The 12,599-nt window shown below is 70.0% G+C and carries 14 protein-coding genes and 1 pseudogene; 5 read left to right on the top strand and 10 right to left on the bottom strand.

The genetic code is table 11. The features are described from left to right. From IJH84_RS23710 to IJH84_RS23680, 8 genes and pseudogenes are all read right to left on the bottom strand, one after another. Window positions 1-2,319, bottom strand: a pseudogene (locus tag IJH84_RS23710) (hypothetical protein); the annotation flags it as partial. Window positions 2,320-2,322: 3 nt separating this feature from the next. Beyond that, window positions 2,323-2,646 carry a WXG100 family type VII secretion target gene (locus IJH84_RS23705; RefSeq protein ID WP_295149197.1) on the bottom strand — a complete coding sequence of 108 codons (324 nt, stop codon included), beginning with the start codon at window positions 2,644-2,646 and terminating at the stop codon, window positions 2,323-2,325. After that, window positions 2,646-3,230: a YbaB/EbfC family nucleoid-associated protein gene (locus IJH84_RS23700; RefSeq protein ID WP_295149195.1), complete on the bottom strand. Its 585-nt coding sequence runs from the start codon at window positions 3,228-3,230 to the stop codon at window positions 2,646-2,648. Before IJH84_RS23700 ends, IJH84_RS23705 begins: the two co-directional genes overlap by 1 nt. Window positions 3,231-3,269: 39 nt before the next feature. Further along, window positions 3,270-3,584 (bottom strand): WhiB family transcriptional regulator, encoded by a 315-nt coding sequence (locus IJH84_RS23695; protein ID WP_295149201.1) that lies wholly within the window; start codon window positions 3,582-3,584, stop codon window positions 3,270-3,272. A gap of 172 nt (window positions 3,585-3,756) precedes the next feature. Then, the gene (locus IJH84_RS23690) at window positions 3,757-3,951 is read right to left on the bottom strand and encodes a DUF397 domain-containing protein (RefSeq protein ID WP_295149192.1); all 195 of its coding nucleotides are present in this window, start codon (window positions 3,949-3,951) and stop codon (window positions 3,757-3,759) included. Continuing rightward, the gene (locus tag IJH84_RS29370) at window positions 3,948-4,181 is read right to left on the bottom strand and encodes a Scr1 family TA system antitoxin-like transcriptional regulator (RefSeq protein WP_367269085.1); all 234 of its coding nucleotides are present in this window, start codon (window positions 4,179-4,181) and stop codon (window positions 3,948-3,950) included. Before IJH84_RS29370 ends, IJH84_RS23690 begins: the two co-directional genes overlap by 4 nt. Before the next feature lie 68 nt (window positions 4,182-4,249). Further along, window positions 4,250-5,869, bottom strand: coding sequence for a cation acetate symporter (locus IJH84_RS23685; protein ID WP_200071062.1), 1,620 nt, complete (start codon window positions 5,867-5,869; stop codon window positions 4,250-4,252). Next, complete coding sequence (locus IJH84_RS23680) at window positions 5,869-6,276, bottom strand: DUF485 domain-containing protein (RefSeq protein ID WP_200071061.1); 408 nt, start codon at window positions 6,274-6,276, stop codon at window positions 5,869-5,871. The genes IJH84_RS23685 and IJH84_RS23680 overlap by 1 nt, the downstream gene beginning before the upstream one ends. Window positions 6,277-6,713: 437 nt before the next feature. Here IJH84_RS23680 and IJH84_RS23675 point away from each other — a divergent pair, with 437 nt between their 5' ends. The 3 genes from IJH84_RS23675 (at window position 6,714) to IJH84_RS23665 (ending at window position 9,828) form a co-directional block, all read left to right on the top strand. Further along, on the top strand, window positions 6,714-8,231 hold the full coding sequence (locus IJH84_RS23675; protein WP_200071060.1) for an OFA family MFS transporter: 1,518 nt from the start codon (window positions 6,714-6,716) through the stop codon (window positions 8,229-8,231). Between the two features lie 16 nt (window positions 8,232-8,247). Beyond that, on the top strand, window positions 8,248-8,385 hold the full coding sequence (locus IJH84_RS23670; RefSeq protein WP_295149185.1) for a hypothetical protein: 138 nt from the start codon (window positions 8,248-8,250) through the stop codon (window positions 8,383-8,385). A gap of 141 nt (window positions 8,386-8,526) precedes the next feature. After that, window positions 8,527-9,828 carry an amidohydrolase gene (locus IJH84_RS23665; RefSeq protein ID WP_295149182.1) on the top strand — a complete coding sequence of 434 codons (1,302 nt, stop codon included), beginning with the start codon at window positions 8,527-8,529 and terminating at the stop codon, window positions 9,826-9,828. Window positions 9,829-9,963: 135 nt separating this feature from the next. Here the strand turns inward: IJH84_RS23665 and IJH84_RS23660 are convergent, their stop codons facing one another. Continuing rightward, on the bottom strand, window positions 9,964-10,839 hold the full coding sequence (locus IJH84_RS23660) for an LLM class F420-dependent oxidoreductase (protein WP_200071057.1): 876 nt from the start codon (window positions 10,837-10,839) through the stop codon (window positions 9,964-9,966). A gap of 131 nt (window positions 10,840-10,970) precedes the next feature. Between IJH84_RS23660 and IJH84_RS23655 the strand changes: the two genes are divergently transcribed. Next, the gene (locus IJH84_RS23655) at window positions 10,971-11,720 is read left to right on the top strand and encodes a TetR/AcrR family transcriptional regulator (protein ID WP_295149177.1); all 750 of its coding nucleotides are present in this window, start codon (window positions 10,971-10,973) and stop codon (window positions 11,718-11,720) included. Window positions 11,721-11,945: 225 nt separating this feature from the next. Further along, window positions 11,946-12,206, top strand: a complete 261-nt coding sequence (locus IJH84_RS23650; RefSeq protein WP_295149174.1) for a hypothetical protein — start codon at window positions 11,946-11,948, stop codon at window positions 12,204-12,206. Window positions 12,207-12,446: 240 nt separating this feature from the next. On the opposite strand, the gene IJH84_RS23645 is transcribed toward IJH84_RS23650, so the two are convergent. Next, window positions 12,447-12,599: SAM-dependent methyltransferase (locus tag IJH84_RS23645; protein WP_295149199.1), on the bottom strand; the 153-nt coding region annotated here is incomplete at its 5' end.

Genomic DNA, 12,599 nt, shown 5'->3' with positions numbered 1-12,599 from the left:
GCCGAGCGGGGGCCGGGCGGGATGGCCGCCGTGCTGGGCGTGGTTCGGGCTTGCCGCGCCGCGATCCGGCTGACCGCCCTGCGGCGCACCGCGATCGGGTTGAGCGTGCGGCCCAACGGGATTCGGCTGACCGCCCTGCGGTGCACCCGGCTGGCCACCCTGCGGCATACCGCGACCGGGATGGCCGCCCTGCGGCGCGCCGGGGTGCTGACCACCTCCCGGCATTCCCTGGTTGGGGCCTCCCTGCGGCGCTGGCGAGTTCTGCGGCGCTGGGAAACTCTGCGGTGCTGGGAAGTTCTGCGGTGCTGGAGAACTCTGCGGTGTCGGGGAGTTCGGGTGGCCGGGAGCTCCCGCCGGGTTCGGACCTCCGGGCATCCCCGGACGGCCTTGCGGCGCACCAGGATGCGGCGCCCCGGGAGATTGCGCCGGTCCTGCGGGTGCGCCCGGGCGGTTCGCAGGACCGTTGAACTGACCCGGATTCGGGTGCGCGGGATTGGCGTTGGGATGCGCCGGGTGCTGCCCTTGCGGAAAGCCGGTGGTGCCGCGGAAACCACCTTGCTGCGAAGGAGCACCCCGGCCCGAATGGTCCATTGTGGACTGTTGCGGGTTCGCGGGCGGCTGCTGCGCGTAGTGCCCGCCGCGGCCGCCCGGTGCAGCGAATCCACCGCCTGCCGGTGCCCCGCCCGGCATCCCGCCAGAAGGAGCACCCGGAACGCCCTGACCGGGTGGCCCGCCCGGCCCACCACCTTGGTTGCCGGGATGGTGCGCGGCCGCCGGTGGCATCCCGCCCATACCCGGGGCTCCGCTGCCATAGGCGCCTGCCGGAGCTTCCGGCGGAACGGCCGAAGACGCGGCGGTTGCCGCCGGTGCGTCCGGAACACCGTTGCCCGAACCCGAGGAACCCGCTACCGGACCCCGGCCGCCGGGCTCGCCGCCGCCCGCGCCCGAACCGGACTGCGTCCCGGAATCCGCGGGACTTCCCGTTTCGCCGGAACCACCCGAGGCAGCGGTGCCGGAACCCGCACCCGCCGAGTCGCCGAAATTCGCCGCGACACCGCCATTTCCAGAACCGCCCGAGCCACCGGACGAACCCGACGAGGCGTCCGCGCCAGCGGCACTGCCCGAGCCGACCGCGCCGCCCGAACCATCCGCACTGTTCGGGCCATCGGCGCCGCCTGAGCCACTGGCTCCGCTCGAACTACCAGGTCCGCCGGAGCCGTCCGCTCCGCCAGAGCCATCGGTGCCGCCAGAGCCATCGGCGCCACCGGAATCACCCGGCCCCGAACCACCGGTGTGCGAACCACCAACGTCCGCACCCGAATCCGCCCCGCGCACCGAATCGGCCGCATCCGCCGCCTGCCGCGCAGCCGCCGCATCCGCAGCCCCGCTGAAGCCGTCCTTCGCCCCACCGACACCGCCGTCGACCGACCCACCGAGCGCGCCCGAGAACACGTCCCCGGCGGAAAGACTGCCGAGATCACCGGTAGCCGCCGCCCCGGCGACGCTGCCGAGCGCGCCTTCCGCCCCGCCTTTCGCCGCGTGCCCGAGCACGCTGCCCGCACCGGCGCCGGGACCGTTGACCAAGTGCCCGGCGAGTCCTTCGCCCGCCCCGCTGGCGGCGGCATCGCCGGTCTTGTCCCAGTCCCACGACTTCCGATCCCCCGCGGCGACCTGCGCACCTTGGATCCCGGCGTCCAGCGCCACCTGCGCGCCGGCGTTCTTCGCCGCCATGCCCGCGAGGTTCTTCATCCCCTGCTTGCCGAGCTTCTCCAGCCCCTCTCGGAGAACCTTCTCCAGGGCTTCCTTGGCGACCTGCTTGACGCCCTGCTGCATCAGCTTCTGCACGAGCTGGCGGAACGCCATCTGCACGGCCGCCCGGGTCGCGAGCTGCGCGGGCACGATCGCGGCGGTGGAAGCACCGGCGCTGACGAACGCGGCGGCGATCATCGCGGCGATCTGGATCGCCAGCAGCACCAGCGACGCGATGATCATGTATTTGGTGTATTCGACGTCCAGCGCGGTCTGGTCGCAGGACTGCGCCAGCTGCTCGCACATCTCCTGGATGTGCTGAAAGGCCGCCTGCTCGCCTTCGGTGAGGTTCTTCCACTGCCGCTCGAAGGCGTCCGCGGACTCCCCCTGCCAGCTGCCCAGCACTTCGCGCGCGGCGGCGTCGCCCGCGTCGACCACGTCGGGGATGGCCTGCCCGGTCTGCGTCCAGGCGTCGCGCAGCGCGCGCAGCTTGTCCTCGTCGCCTTCCGGCCAGCTCTCCCCGACCAGCCAAGTCAGCCACTTGAGCTCGTCGGGAATCTCCAAGCCCATGCGTCAGTTCCCCGCCCCGCCGATAACCTCGGCATTGCGCTGGTCGGTGGCCTGCGAGTCGTCGGCCACGCCCTGCACCTGCTCGCGCATCGACCGCAGCGCACCGGTGAGCGACTGCAGCGCCTGCTCCATCCCGTCCGCACCGGGCTCGTAGTCCTTCGCGAACGCCTGACCGGACTCGTCCGCACCCCAGCACGGCCCCTGCTCCTGCAACTGCCGCTGAAGGTCTTGGTGGACCTGTTCGAGCCGGTCGGCGGCCACGTCGAACTTCGTGGCGCCGGCGCGCACCCGGTCCGGGTCGATGTGCGTGCCGCCGGGACCGCTCATCAGCGGCCTCCCGGCAGCAGCCAGCTCTGCTGCATGCCGTCGTCATCGTCGTCGTCCGGACGGCGCCTGGCGCGCGGCCGCGGGTTCGGCGGTGCCGTTTCCGGGCGGGTCGTGTCCGGCCCGGCTTCCCGGGCGGGAGCCTGCTGTTGCGCGGATTCCTCGCCCGGCACCTTCGGCATGAGTCCTTGCAGCGAGGGCGCGCCTTCGACGATGTCGGCCAGGTCCGGCAGGCCCTCGGTGATCGGGGCCATCAGCTCGGTCTTCTGCCGCTGCACCTCCGCGGTGGCGCGGCGCACCGTCTCGGTGGCGGTGCTTGCGAGCCGCTTCGGGTCGCTGCGCTGGAAGGACGACGCGGCGAACGCCATGCTCACCAGCGAACCCGCGGACTCGACGGTGGCGGTCACCAAACCGTCGTCCGAAGTGATCGTGGCGCTCACCTGCTCGGCGGCGGCCTGCGCCTGCTGCAGCTGCGCGGTCTGCTGGTGGAACTTGTCCAGCAGACCGTCCACCTGTTCGCGCATTGCGGCGTTGCGCGCTTCGAGCGCGGCGCGGTCCTGCCCGGGCTGGGTCACGTTCTCCCCCACTGCGACGGTCTCCCCCTGGCTGAGCCAGGCGCGCAGACCCTACCCCGCCCGGGACCGCCGGTAGACCGCTTCGATCGAATCCGCATCGGACGGACCGCGCCGCGCCGCGGCCGACCGCAGCTCGCGGCGCTCGGTCTCGCTCAACCCGCCCCAAATCCCATGGTGCTCGCCGTGTCCGAGCGCGTGCGCGAGGCAGTCGTCCCGCACCTCGCAGCCACCGCAGATGCGCTTCGCGATGTTCGCGGACTCGCCCTTCTCCGGGAAGAACGCCTCCGGATCCGCCTGAGCGCACAGGGCGGACGCGTACCAATCCGGTACACCGGGCCGCGTTGCGGCCGTACTTCCGAGCCGGATGCTTCGGCCCTCCACTCTCGACTTCCGTCTTGCTCCGCGGGTGCGGATGCGCGGGTCGAGACGCGGCGGGCGGGCGGCCATGACGGAAATGTGCTCAAGCAACGATCACATCGGGCGGTCACGATGCGCGTGCCGCGCCCGGCCGCCCGGCCAACAGGCCGGGCGCGACCGGTCAGCGGTCGTAGCGGCCGGACTTGAGCGCGGTCACGAACGAGCGCCATGCCTGCGCGGGCACTTCGACATAGCCCGCGGGGCGATTCTTCGAGTCGCGAACCGCGGCACCCGAGCCAAGACGCCCGACTTCGACGCACGCAGTCTGCTGGTGCGTGTAACTGGATTTCCTCCAGCCGATCGGCTGCACCATCATCCCTCGCTCTCCATCTCCTCGACGGCACGAGCGATGAGCCCTGCTGACTCTCCCGGGGTCATCGCCAGCGAGCGCAGGGCATCGGTAGCCGACCGATAAGCAGCAGTGTCGGCCGACTCGTGCAGAAATACGGCGGAGCTGTAGTGCGCCAGAGGGACGATCGGCGCCCCTTGGAGAACTCGAAAAGCCCGGTCCGGCGCTCCCTCCCCCGTCCCGGCGCCGGACCGCACAGCCGGTCGGTGCGTCACCTCTCCCTGGCGCACCGACCGGCGCGGAACCGATGTTCCGCCGGAGGACGTCAACTGCGCTGCGGTTCCACCAGCCCGGAGCCGATGCCGGTCAGCGAGCGCACCTCCATCTCCGCCTGCTTGGCCGGATCCTGGTCCGCGCGGCCCACGAAGGTCCCGAAGATGCCCGCCAGGAACGCCAGCGGGATCGACACGATGCCCGGGTTCGTCAGCGGGAAGAAGTGGAAGTCCACCTGCGGGAACATCGACGTGGGACGGCCGGAGACCGCGGGCGAGAACGCGATCAGCACGATGCACGAGACCAGTCCGGAATACATCGACCACAACGTCCCCGCCGTGTTGAACCGCCGCCAGAACAGCGTGTACAGCACCGTCGGCAGGTTCGCCGAGGCCGCCAACGCCAAGGCCAGCGAAACCATGAACGCCGCGTTCTGCCCGATCGCGGCGATACCGCCCGCGGTGGAAAGCACTCCGATCACCAACGCGGTGATGCGCGCGACCTTGATCTCCGCTCCCGGTTTCGCCCGGCCGCGCTTGATGACGTTCGCGTACACGTCGTGCGCGAACGCGGCCGAAGACGTCAGGGTCAGACCGGCGACCACCGCGAGGATGGTGGCGAACGCGATCGCCGCGACGATGCCCAGCAGCGGTGAACCACCGACCCGGTGCGCCAGCAGCAGCGCGGCGGAATTCTCCTTGCCCGGCGCTGCGATGATCGCGTCCGAGCCGACCAGCGCGGTCGCACCGAACCCGAGCACCATCGTCGCCAGGTAGAACACGACCATCATCCACGTGATCCAGACGACCGATCGCCGCGCTTCCCGCGCACTCGGCACCGTGTAGAAGCGCATCATGATGTGCGGCAGGCAGGAAATGCCGAACACGATCGCCATCGCCAGCGAGAGGAAATCGATCCGGGAGAGCAGGTCGTGCCCGTACTGCGCGCCCGGTTCGAGCAGGCCCGCGCCCAGCGGGCTGTTCGCGCTGGCCGTGTCCAGCAGCCGCGGCAGGTCGTAGGAGAACCTTCCGATCAGGAACACGGCCATCAGCGACACGCAGACCATCAGCAACGTCGCTTTGATGATCTGCACCCAGGTGGTGCCCTTCATCCCGCCGATGAGCACGTACAGGATCATCACGATGCCGACGAACCCGATGACCAGCGCTTGGCCGAACTTGCTCTGCACGTCCAGCAGCAACGCGACCAGGCCACCGGCGCCAGCCATCTGCGCGACCATGTAGAAGAACGAGATGACCAGCGTGCTGTTGGCCGCGGCGGCCCGGACCGGGCGCGGGCGCATCCGGTAGGCCAGCACATCGCCCATCGTGAACCGCCCGGTGTTGCGCACGAGTTCGGCGATGAGCATCAGCTCGAGCAGCCACGCCACCAGGAATCCCACCGAGTAGAGGAATCCGTCGTAGCCGTGCACCGCGATCGCACCGGCCACCCCGAGGAACGAGGCCGCCGACAGCCAGTCGCCCGCGAGCGCGACGCCGTTCTGCGCACCGGTGATGTTGCCGCCCGCGACGTAGTAGTCGGCGGCGGTGGTGTTCCGGGTGGAAACCCGGTAAACGATGTAGAGCGTCAGCAGCACGAACAGCGCGAAAACGCTGATCGTGATCACCGGCTCGCCGACCGGGCCGCTGCCCGCGGCCAACGTCGAGTCCATCAGCGCGCAGCCCTTTCCTGGTTGCGGAGGTCGTCCACGAGCGGATCGATGCGCTTGCGCACGTATCGCCCGTACAACACGGTCAGCACGGCCGTCGAGACGAATTGCAGGAATCCCATCAGGATTCCCACGTTGATCGAGCCGTAAAGCGGCCGGCTCATGAATTCCTCGGCGAACGCGCCCAAGGCGGCGTAGGTGAAGTACCAAGCGAGCGCGAGCAGCGTCATCGGGAACACGAAGCCGCGGAACCGGCGGCGCAGCAACCGGAAGTCGGCGCTGTGCCGGATCTGCTCGTAGTCGGTTTCGACGGGACCGCGAGGCCGCCAGCTGTGCTTGGCGATGTTTCCGAACTGCGGCTCTACCGCGCCGGGGTGCGGGCGGACCCGCGGGTCCGGTGGTCGAGTCATGCTGCGCGCCCTTCTCGCTGCGCCGGTTCGCGGATCGCCCGGCTTGCGGATTGAGGAGTGTAGGGACTCGGTGCGCAGGGAAAACCCGGCTGTTCAACACACTGGTCGATCCACTAAACACCGGCAAAGAATCGGCATCGGCGCGATCACGAAAAGGGTTCACCGCGGCCACCGGAGAACTTGATCAACCGTCGGTTAGCCTGGCGAACTCAGCGTCGTCGCAGCGCAGCGCGAGTCCGCGGAACGATCCGCGCAACCCGCCCGGTACGATCTCGGCCGAACTCCAGGGAATTCCCTCGGAATCGATGCACCAAGATTCCGGAGGTTGCACCGCGATGCCGGATTGACCCCGCCGGTAGCATCCCAGATCCATGCGCGCCGAGGCGCGAACTCATTTCTGGCGGCAGTCTCGGCTGCCGTGAACGAGGAGGTAACTAGTGACCGTGCGTAACGGATTCTCGGTCGTTGCGCCGCCGACCTGGAACCGTTGGCTGGTACCACCCGCCGCGCTGGCCATCCACCTGTCCATCGGCCAGGCGTACGCGTGGAGCGTTTTCAAAAGCCCGCTCGAGTCGAGCCTGCAGATCTCCGGAACCGGCAGCGCGTTGCCGTTCCAGGTGGCGATCTTCTTCCTCGGGTTGTCCGCGGCGTTCGGCGGCAAGTTCGTGGAGGCGCGCGGCCCGCGCTGGGCGATGGCGGTGTCCACCGTCAGCTTCGCGGCCGGATTCCTGATCTCCGCGCTGGGCATGGCGATCGGGCAGTACTGGCTGGTGGTCGTCGGTTACGGCGTGGTCGGCGGCATCGGGCTCGGAATCGGCTACATCGCGCCGGTTTCGACGCTGATGAAGTGGTTCCCGGACCGGCCGGGCCTGGCGACCGGCATCGCCATCATGGGATTCGGCGGCGGTGCGATCATCGCCTCGCCGTGGTCGAGCGCGATGCTGTCCGCGTTCGGCAAGGGCACCGACGGCATCGCCACGACGTTCCTGGTGCACGGCATCGTCTACGCGGTGTTCATGACGCTGGGCGTGCTGCTCGTGCGGGTTCCGCCGCCCGGCTGGGCACCGGCGGGCTGGACGCCGGCCGCGGTCGCCGAGAGCACCGGGTCGATCCGCGTGTCGGCGAACAACGCGCTGCGCACCCCGCAGTTCTGGCTGCTGTGGATCGTGCTGTGCCTGAACGTCACCGCGGGCATCGGCATCCTGCAGAAGGCTTCGCCGATGATCCAGGACTTCTTCTCCGGCACCAGCACCCCGGTGGTGGCCGCCGCGGCGACCGGGTTCGTCTCGCTGCTGTCGCTGGCGAACATGCTCGGCCGGTTCGTGTGGTCGGCGCTGTCCGACCGCACCGGGCGCAAGAACATCTACCGGCTCTACCTCGGTGTCGGTGCGGCGGCCTACCTGGTGCTGCTCTTCGCCGGGGACAGCAGCGTGGCGCTGTTCGTGGTCGCCGCGATGCTGCTCATGTCGTTCTACGGCGCGGGTTTCTCCACCATCCCGGCCTATCTCAAGGACCTGTTCGGAACGTTCGAGGTCGGCGCGATCCACGGCAGGCTGCTGACCGCGTGGTCGGTGGCCGGGGTGCTCGGGCCGCTGATCGTCGACGCGCTGGCCGACGCGGGCGAGAGCTCCGGTGCGTCCGGTGCCGCGCTCTACACCACCTCGTTCTACCTGATGACCGGGTTCCTGATCGTCGGTTTCGTGGCCAACGAGCTGATCCGGCCGGTGCACAGCCGGTTCCACGAGCCCGCGGGAGCAGCGGCGCACGCGGGCGCGGACAGCGGCACCGCCCACAGCGCTACGGCGGATGGCGGCGCAGCCGCCGAGACCGAGGAAACCGGTTCCGATGAAAGCGGTTCCGAGAACAGCACCACCGGTGACAGCGCCACCGGCGCCGACCCGACCGGCAACGGCGACGCCGGGCACGACGACGCCTCCGACAAGCAGACCACCTAAGAGGAGCTGGGCGAAGATGACCGAGCAGCACGACGAGCAGGCTCCGGACGCCAAGACCCGGGCCCTGCTGGTCTTTTCCTGGGCGTGGGTGGGGATTCCGTTCGCCATCGGCGTCTACGAGCTGGTGGTGAAGGCGTCCAAGCTGTTCACCTGAGTTCCACCGAGCCGTGCCGCCCGGGCCGCCGCGCAACGCGCTCCGGTTCCGGGCGGCACGGCTCGTTCCGCGGCGAGCTGTCCGCGCGCGGCGTGCTGGCCTAACTTGGTGGCGTGCTCCGCACGGAAAGGACTGATCACAGTGGACGACAGCGGGACGGCGGTGCTCGCCGGACTGGGCGGAATCCGCGGCGGCGTCGAAGACTTCTACCGGGACCTGCACGCCAACCCCGAACTCGGCTTCCAAGAACACCGCACCGCGGCGAAGGTCGCCGAGGCGCTGCGCCGGGCCGGCTGCGAGGTCACCGAAGGCATCGGCGGCACCGGAGTCGTCGGCGTCCTCTCCCGCGGCCGGGGCCCGGCGGTGCTGCTGCGCGCGGACATGGACGCCTTGCCGCTGCGTGAGGACACCGGACTGCCCTACAGCTCCGAAGTCACCGCGACCGACGCCGAAGGCGCCGAACAACCGGTCATGCACGCCTGCGGACACGACGTGCACGTCGCCTGCCTGCTCGGGTTCGCGCAGCTCATGGCACGAGCCACCGACGCGTGGTCGGGTACCGTGATCGCGCTGTTCCAGCCGTCCGAGGAGACCGGCGGCGGCGCACGCGCCATGCTCGCCGACGACCTGGCGGGCAAGATCCCGAAACCGGATGTGGCGCTCGCGCAGCACGTGCTGCCCTACCCCGCCGGCTACGTGGGCACCCGCAGCGGATCCTTCCTGTCCGCCGCCGACAGCCTGCGCGTCACCTTCCACGGCCGCGGCGCGCACGGCTCCGCGCCGCAGTCCGGCATCGACCCGGTGATCATGGCGGCGATGACCGCGGTCCGGCTGCAAACCGTCGTGTCGCGGGAGGTCGCGGCCACGACACCGGCGGTGCTCACCGTCGGCAGCATTCAAGCCGGGCAGAGCTCGAACGTCATCCCCGACCGCGCCACGATGCAGCTGAGCGTGCGCACCTACGACCCGGCGGTGCGCGAGCAGGTGCTGGCATCGATCGAGCGGATCGTGCGGGCCGAAGCCGAAGCCTCCGGCGCACCCGCGGAACCGGAGTTCGAGCGGCTCGCCGACTTCCCCGCCACCGTCAACGACGCGGCCACCACCGAAACCGTCGCCCGCGCGTTCGCCGCGCACTTCGGCGACGACGCGCACACCATCGACCTGCAAACCGCCAGCGAGGACATGAGCGAAATCCCGCAGGCGTTCGGCATCCCCTACACCTACTGGGGCATCGGCGGAACGGACCCCGCCGAGTACGCGCGGGCTCAGCAACGGGGCACCGCGGCGCAGGACATCCCGAGCAACCACAGCCCGCACTTCGCTCCCGTGCCGCAGCCGACCCTGGACACCGGCATCCGGGCCCTCACCACCGCCGCGCTCGCCTGGCTCGCGCGCGATCCCGGCACCGGCGAGTCCCGCTCGGCGGAAGGCGCGGCTTCCTGAGCGCTGCTGCGCAACACGTGGTCGCGCAGGTCGGCGATCAGGAAGCCATCGCCCCGGCCGCGCCGATTCCGGATGTCCCGCCGGAACGGGAAATCCCCGCCCGTTGCGAGCACGGGCGGGGTTCGCCCGATGGCCTCAGCCCATTTCGGCCAGGCGCGGCACCACGCGGCCGCCGAACGAGGCGACTTCCCGGGCCGGGTCGTCGCTGCCGGGCACGACCTCGGCCAGCTCGATGCCGAGCTTGGCGTACGGCTCCATCGCGGACAGGAACGCGTCGGGGTCGTTGTTGGCTTCCCAGGAGGGCACGATGATGGTCTTCTCGATCCGGGAGTAGTCCGTGCCCTCGTCGTCGCAGTGCCGCTTGAGCACGTCGAGCTTGCGCGCGACGTCGTCCGGGTCGAAGCCGAACAGGTTGCAGGCGTCCCCGTAGCGGGCGACCAGCTTGAGCGTCTTGCGCTCGCCGCTGCCCGCGATGAGCACCGGCGGGCCGGGCTGCTGGATCGGCCCTGGCCGGCAGATCGTCTCGGCCAGCTGGTAGTGCTCGCCGTGGAACGGCCCGTCGTCGTCGCTCCACATCTGGCGCGCGATCCGGACGGTTTCCTCGAGCCGCTCGAAGCGCTCCTTCAGCGGCGGGAACGGCACGCCCAGCGCCTTGTGCTCGCGCTCGTACCAGGCGGCGCCGACGGCGAACAGCGCCCGGCCGCCGGAAAGCACGTCCAGCGTGGTCGCGATCTTGGCGAGCAGCCCCGGATGCCGGTAGGTGATCCCGGTGGCCAGCAGTCCCAGGTCCATCGTGGACGTCTTGCCCGCCAGGTAGCCCAGCGAGGTGTAGCCCTCCAGCATCGGATCCTGCGCGGTGGCGAGCTGCTCCATCTGGAACCAGTGGTCCATCAGGCTGAACCGGCTGACGCCGACCTCCTCGGCCGCGGCGGCGGTGGCCGACAGGGTCCCGGCGATCGCTTCCGAGCCGCCGGGCAGGGTGAAGTTCGCGAAGTGGATACCTAGACGCATGGACCGAGCTCCTCTGGATGCGTGGATGGTGTGCTGCTGCCGGTTCGCCCTCGTGGCGATCCTGCCGCCAGAAGTCATCGCCTGCTGCCGGATCTCGACGCGATCGCCGATCACGATGGCCTTCGAGGCCGTTGGCCACGTTGCGCGCGGCGGGCACGACGCGTGCTCCCTTGTCCGCGAACGCACGGGAACGTCGGAAGCAGCGGGCCATTGACCACAAAGTAGCCAGTGACAACAATGTCGTCAACGACAACTCCGCGCGCTATCGTCGGCCCGTGCCAGCCATGACCGACGACGGCCGCTACCACCACGGGAACCTCCGCCGCGCACTGCTCGACGCAGCAGAGCGGGGCCTGCGCGAGCACGGCGCCGACCAGCTGTCGCTGCGCGACCTGGCCAGGGAGATCGGCGTGAGCCATGCCGCGCCGCGACGGCATTTCCCGGATCGTCAGGCGCTGCTCGACGCGCTCGCCGAAACCGGCTTCGCCCGGCTGGACACCGCGCTGCGCACCGCGCTGACGGCCGCCGACGACGACTTCCCGGCGCGCCTGCGGGCCACGATGGTCGCCTACACCCGCTTCGCCACCGAGAACGCCGCACTGCTCGAGCTGATGCACACCAGCAAGCACCGGCCGGGTGCGACGCGGATCCTCGAGGCGGCCGAAGCGCCGTTCGGCCTGATGATCGGCCTGATCGCGGAAGGCCAAGAGCAGGGCGCGATCGAGGCGGGCGCCCCCCAGCAGCTCGGCATGGTGCTGTACGCGACCGTCCAGGGCATCACGACGATCATCAACGGCAACCTCGTCGAAGCGGAACTGCTCGACGGGATCGTCCACACCGCGATCGACCAATTCCTGCGAGGAGCGCGTCCGCTCGATTAGCCGGTCCGTCGCCGCCGACCACATCGCGGTCCCGGTCGTAATCGCGCTGCGCGCACTCGGATATCGGGCCGGAACGCGGCTGACGGCCGCACGGTTCAGCGTCCGTCGGGCGCCACCGACCTTTAAGTGCAGACGGTGAACCCGGCCTGTCCATCGGTCACTCGCTCGGACCGTCCTGCTCCACGTGTGTTGGGCGGTCTCGGGATCATGGTGTGGGGTGCCGGCATGAGCCTTTGCCAATCCGGACATGAGTCCTCCGCGCCGCTGGAGCTGGTCGATCAGCTGCGCCGGCTCCTCGCGCTGTCCGGCACGGACGAGCACAGCGCGATCGCCGCTTTCGACCGCATCGTCCAACGACAGGGCAAGGACGTCGTACTGGACGCGCTGCTCGTACTGGCTCCCGGACTCCCATCGGAATTCCCGGACGACGCAGCCGCCCGCCCGCACGACCAGGAGGATTCGCAGCGCGGGCTCGCCCGCCGCTGATCCGGTCGAGCCGAACGAGGCGCCGGGAGCGCGAACAAGTCCGAAGTGGACGGTCCAGGGTAGGCCGGTCTCACCTACGTGCGAAACGCCTCTGCCCGTTTCATCACCGGCCGAGTCATCAACGTCAACGGCGGCGCCGGAACGGCTCGTTGAAAGCCGCTCGACAGCCGGGATGGCATCGGGCACGCGCAGGCGACGAAGTACGCGATCGGCCGAATCGCTCCGGCGAGGACGACGGCGTCACGGCTTGCGCCCGACCGCCCCGTACATCGCGATGTCCGCGTCCGGAACCGCTTCGTAGGTGTCGCTGTCCGGCTTCCACTTGTGCATCTGCACGATGCCGGGTTCAACCAGTTCCAGGCCTTCCAGGAAACGTGCGGACTGCTCGCGGTC

Source organism: Saccharopolyspora sp., assembly GCF_017434145.1.
GTDB lineage: Bacteria > Actinomycetota > Actinomycetes > Mycobacteriales > Pseudonocardiaceae > Saccharopolyspora_C > Saccharopolyspora_C galaxeae.
This window is presented reverse-complemented; position numbering and strand designations above follow the sequence as displayed.

What these genes read in the sequence shown, in the direction of transcription:
- IJH84_RS23705 (WP_295149197.1), bottom strand. Translation starts at nt 2,646, where the DNA reads ATGAGCGGTCCCGGCGGCACGCACATCGACCCGGACCGGGTGCGCGCC.
- IJH84_RS23690 (WP_295149192.1), bottom strand. Translation starts at nt 3,951, where the DNA reads ATGATGGTGCAGCCGATCGGCTGGAGGAAATCCAGTTACACGCACCAG.
- IJH84_RS23685 (WP_200071062.1), bottom strand. Translation starts at nt 5,869, where the DNA reads ATGGACTCGACGTTGGCCGCGGGCAGCGGCCCGGTCGGCGAGCCGGTG.
- IJH84_RS23680 (WP_200071061.1), bottom strand. Translation starts at nt 6,276, where the DNA reads ATGACTCGACCACCGGACCCGCGGGTCCGCCCGCACCCCGGCGCGGTA.
- IJH84_RS23670 (WP_295149185.1), top strand. Translation starts at nt 8,248, where the DNA reads ATGACCGAGCAGCACGACGAGCAGGCTCCGGACGCCAAGACCCGGGCC.
- IJH84_RS23660 (WP_200071057.1), bottom strand. Translation starts at nt 10,839, where the DNA reads ATGCGTCTAGGTATCCACTTCGCGAACTTCACCCTGCCCGGCGGCTCG.
- IJH84_RS23650 (WP_295149174.1), top strand. Translation starts at nt 11,946, where the DNA reads ATGAGCCTTTGCCAATCCGGACATGAGTCCTCCGCGCCGCTGGAGCTG.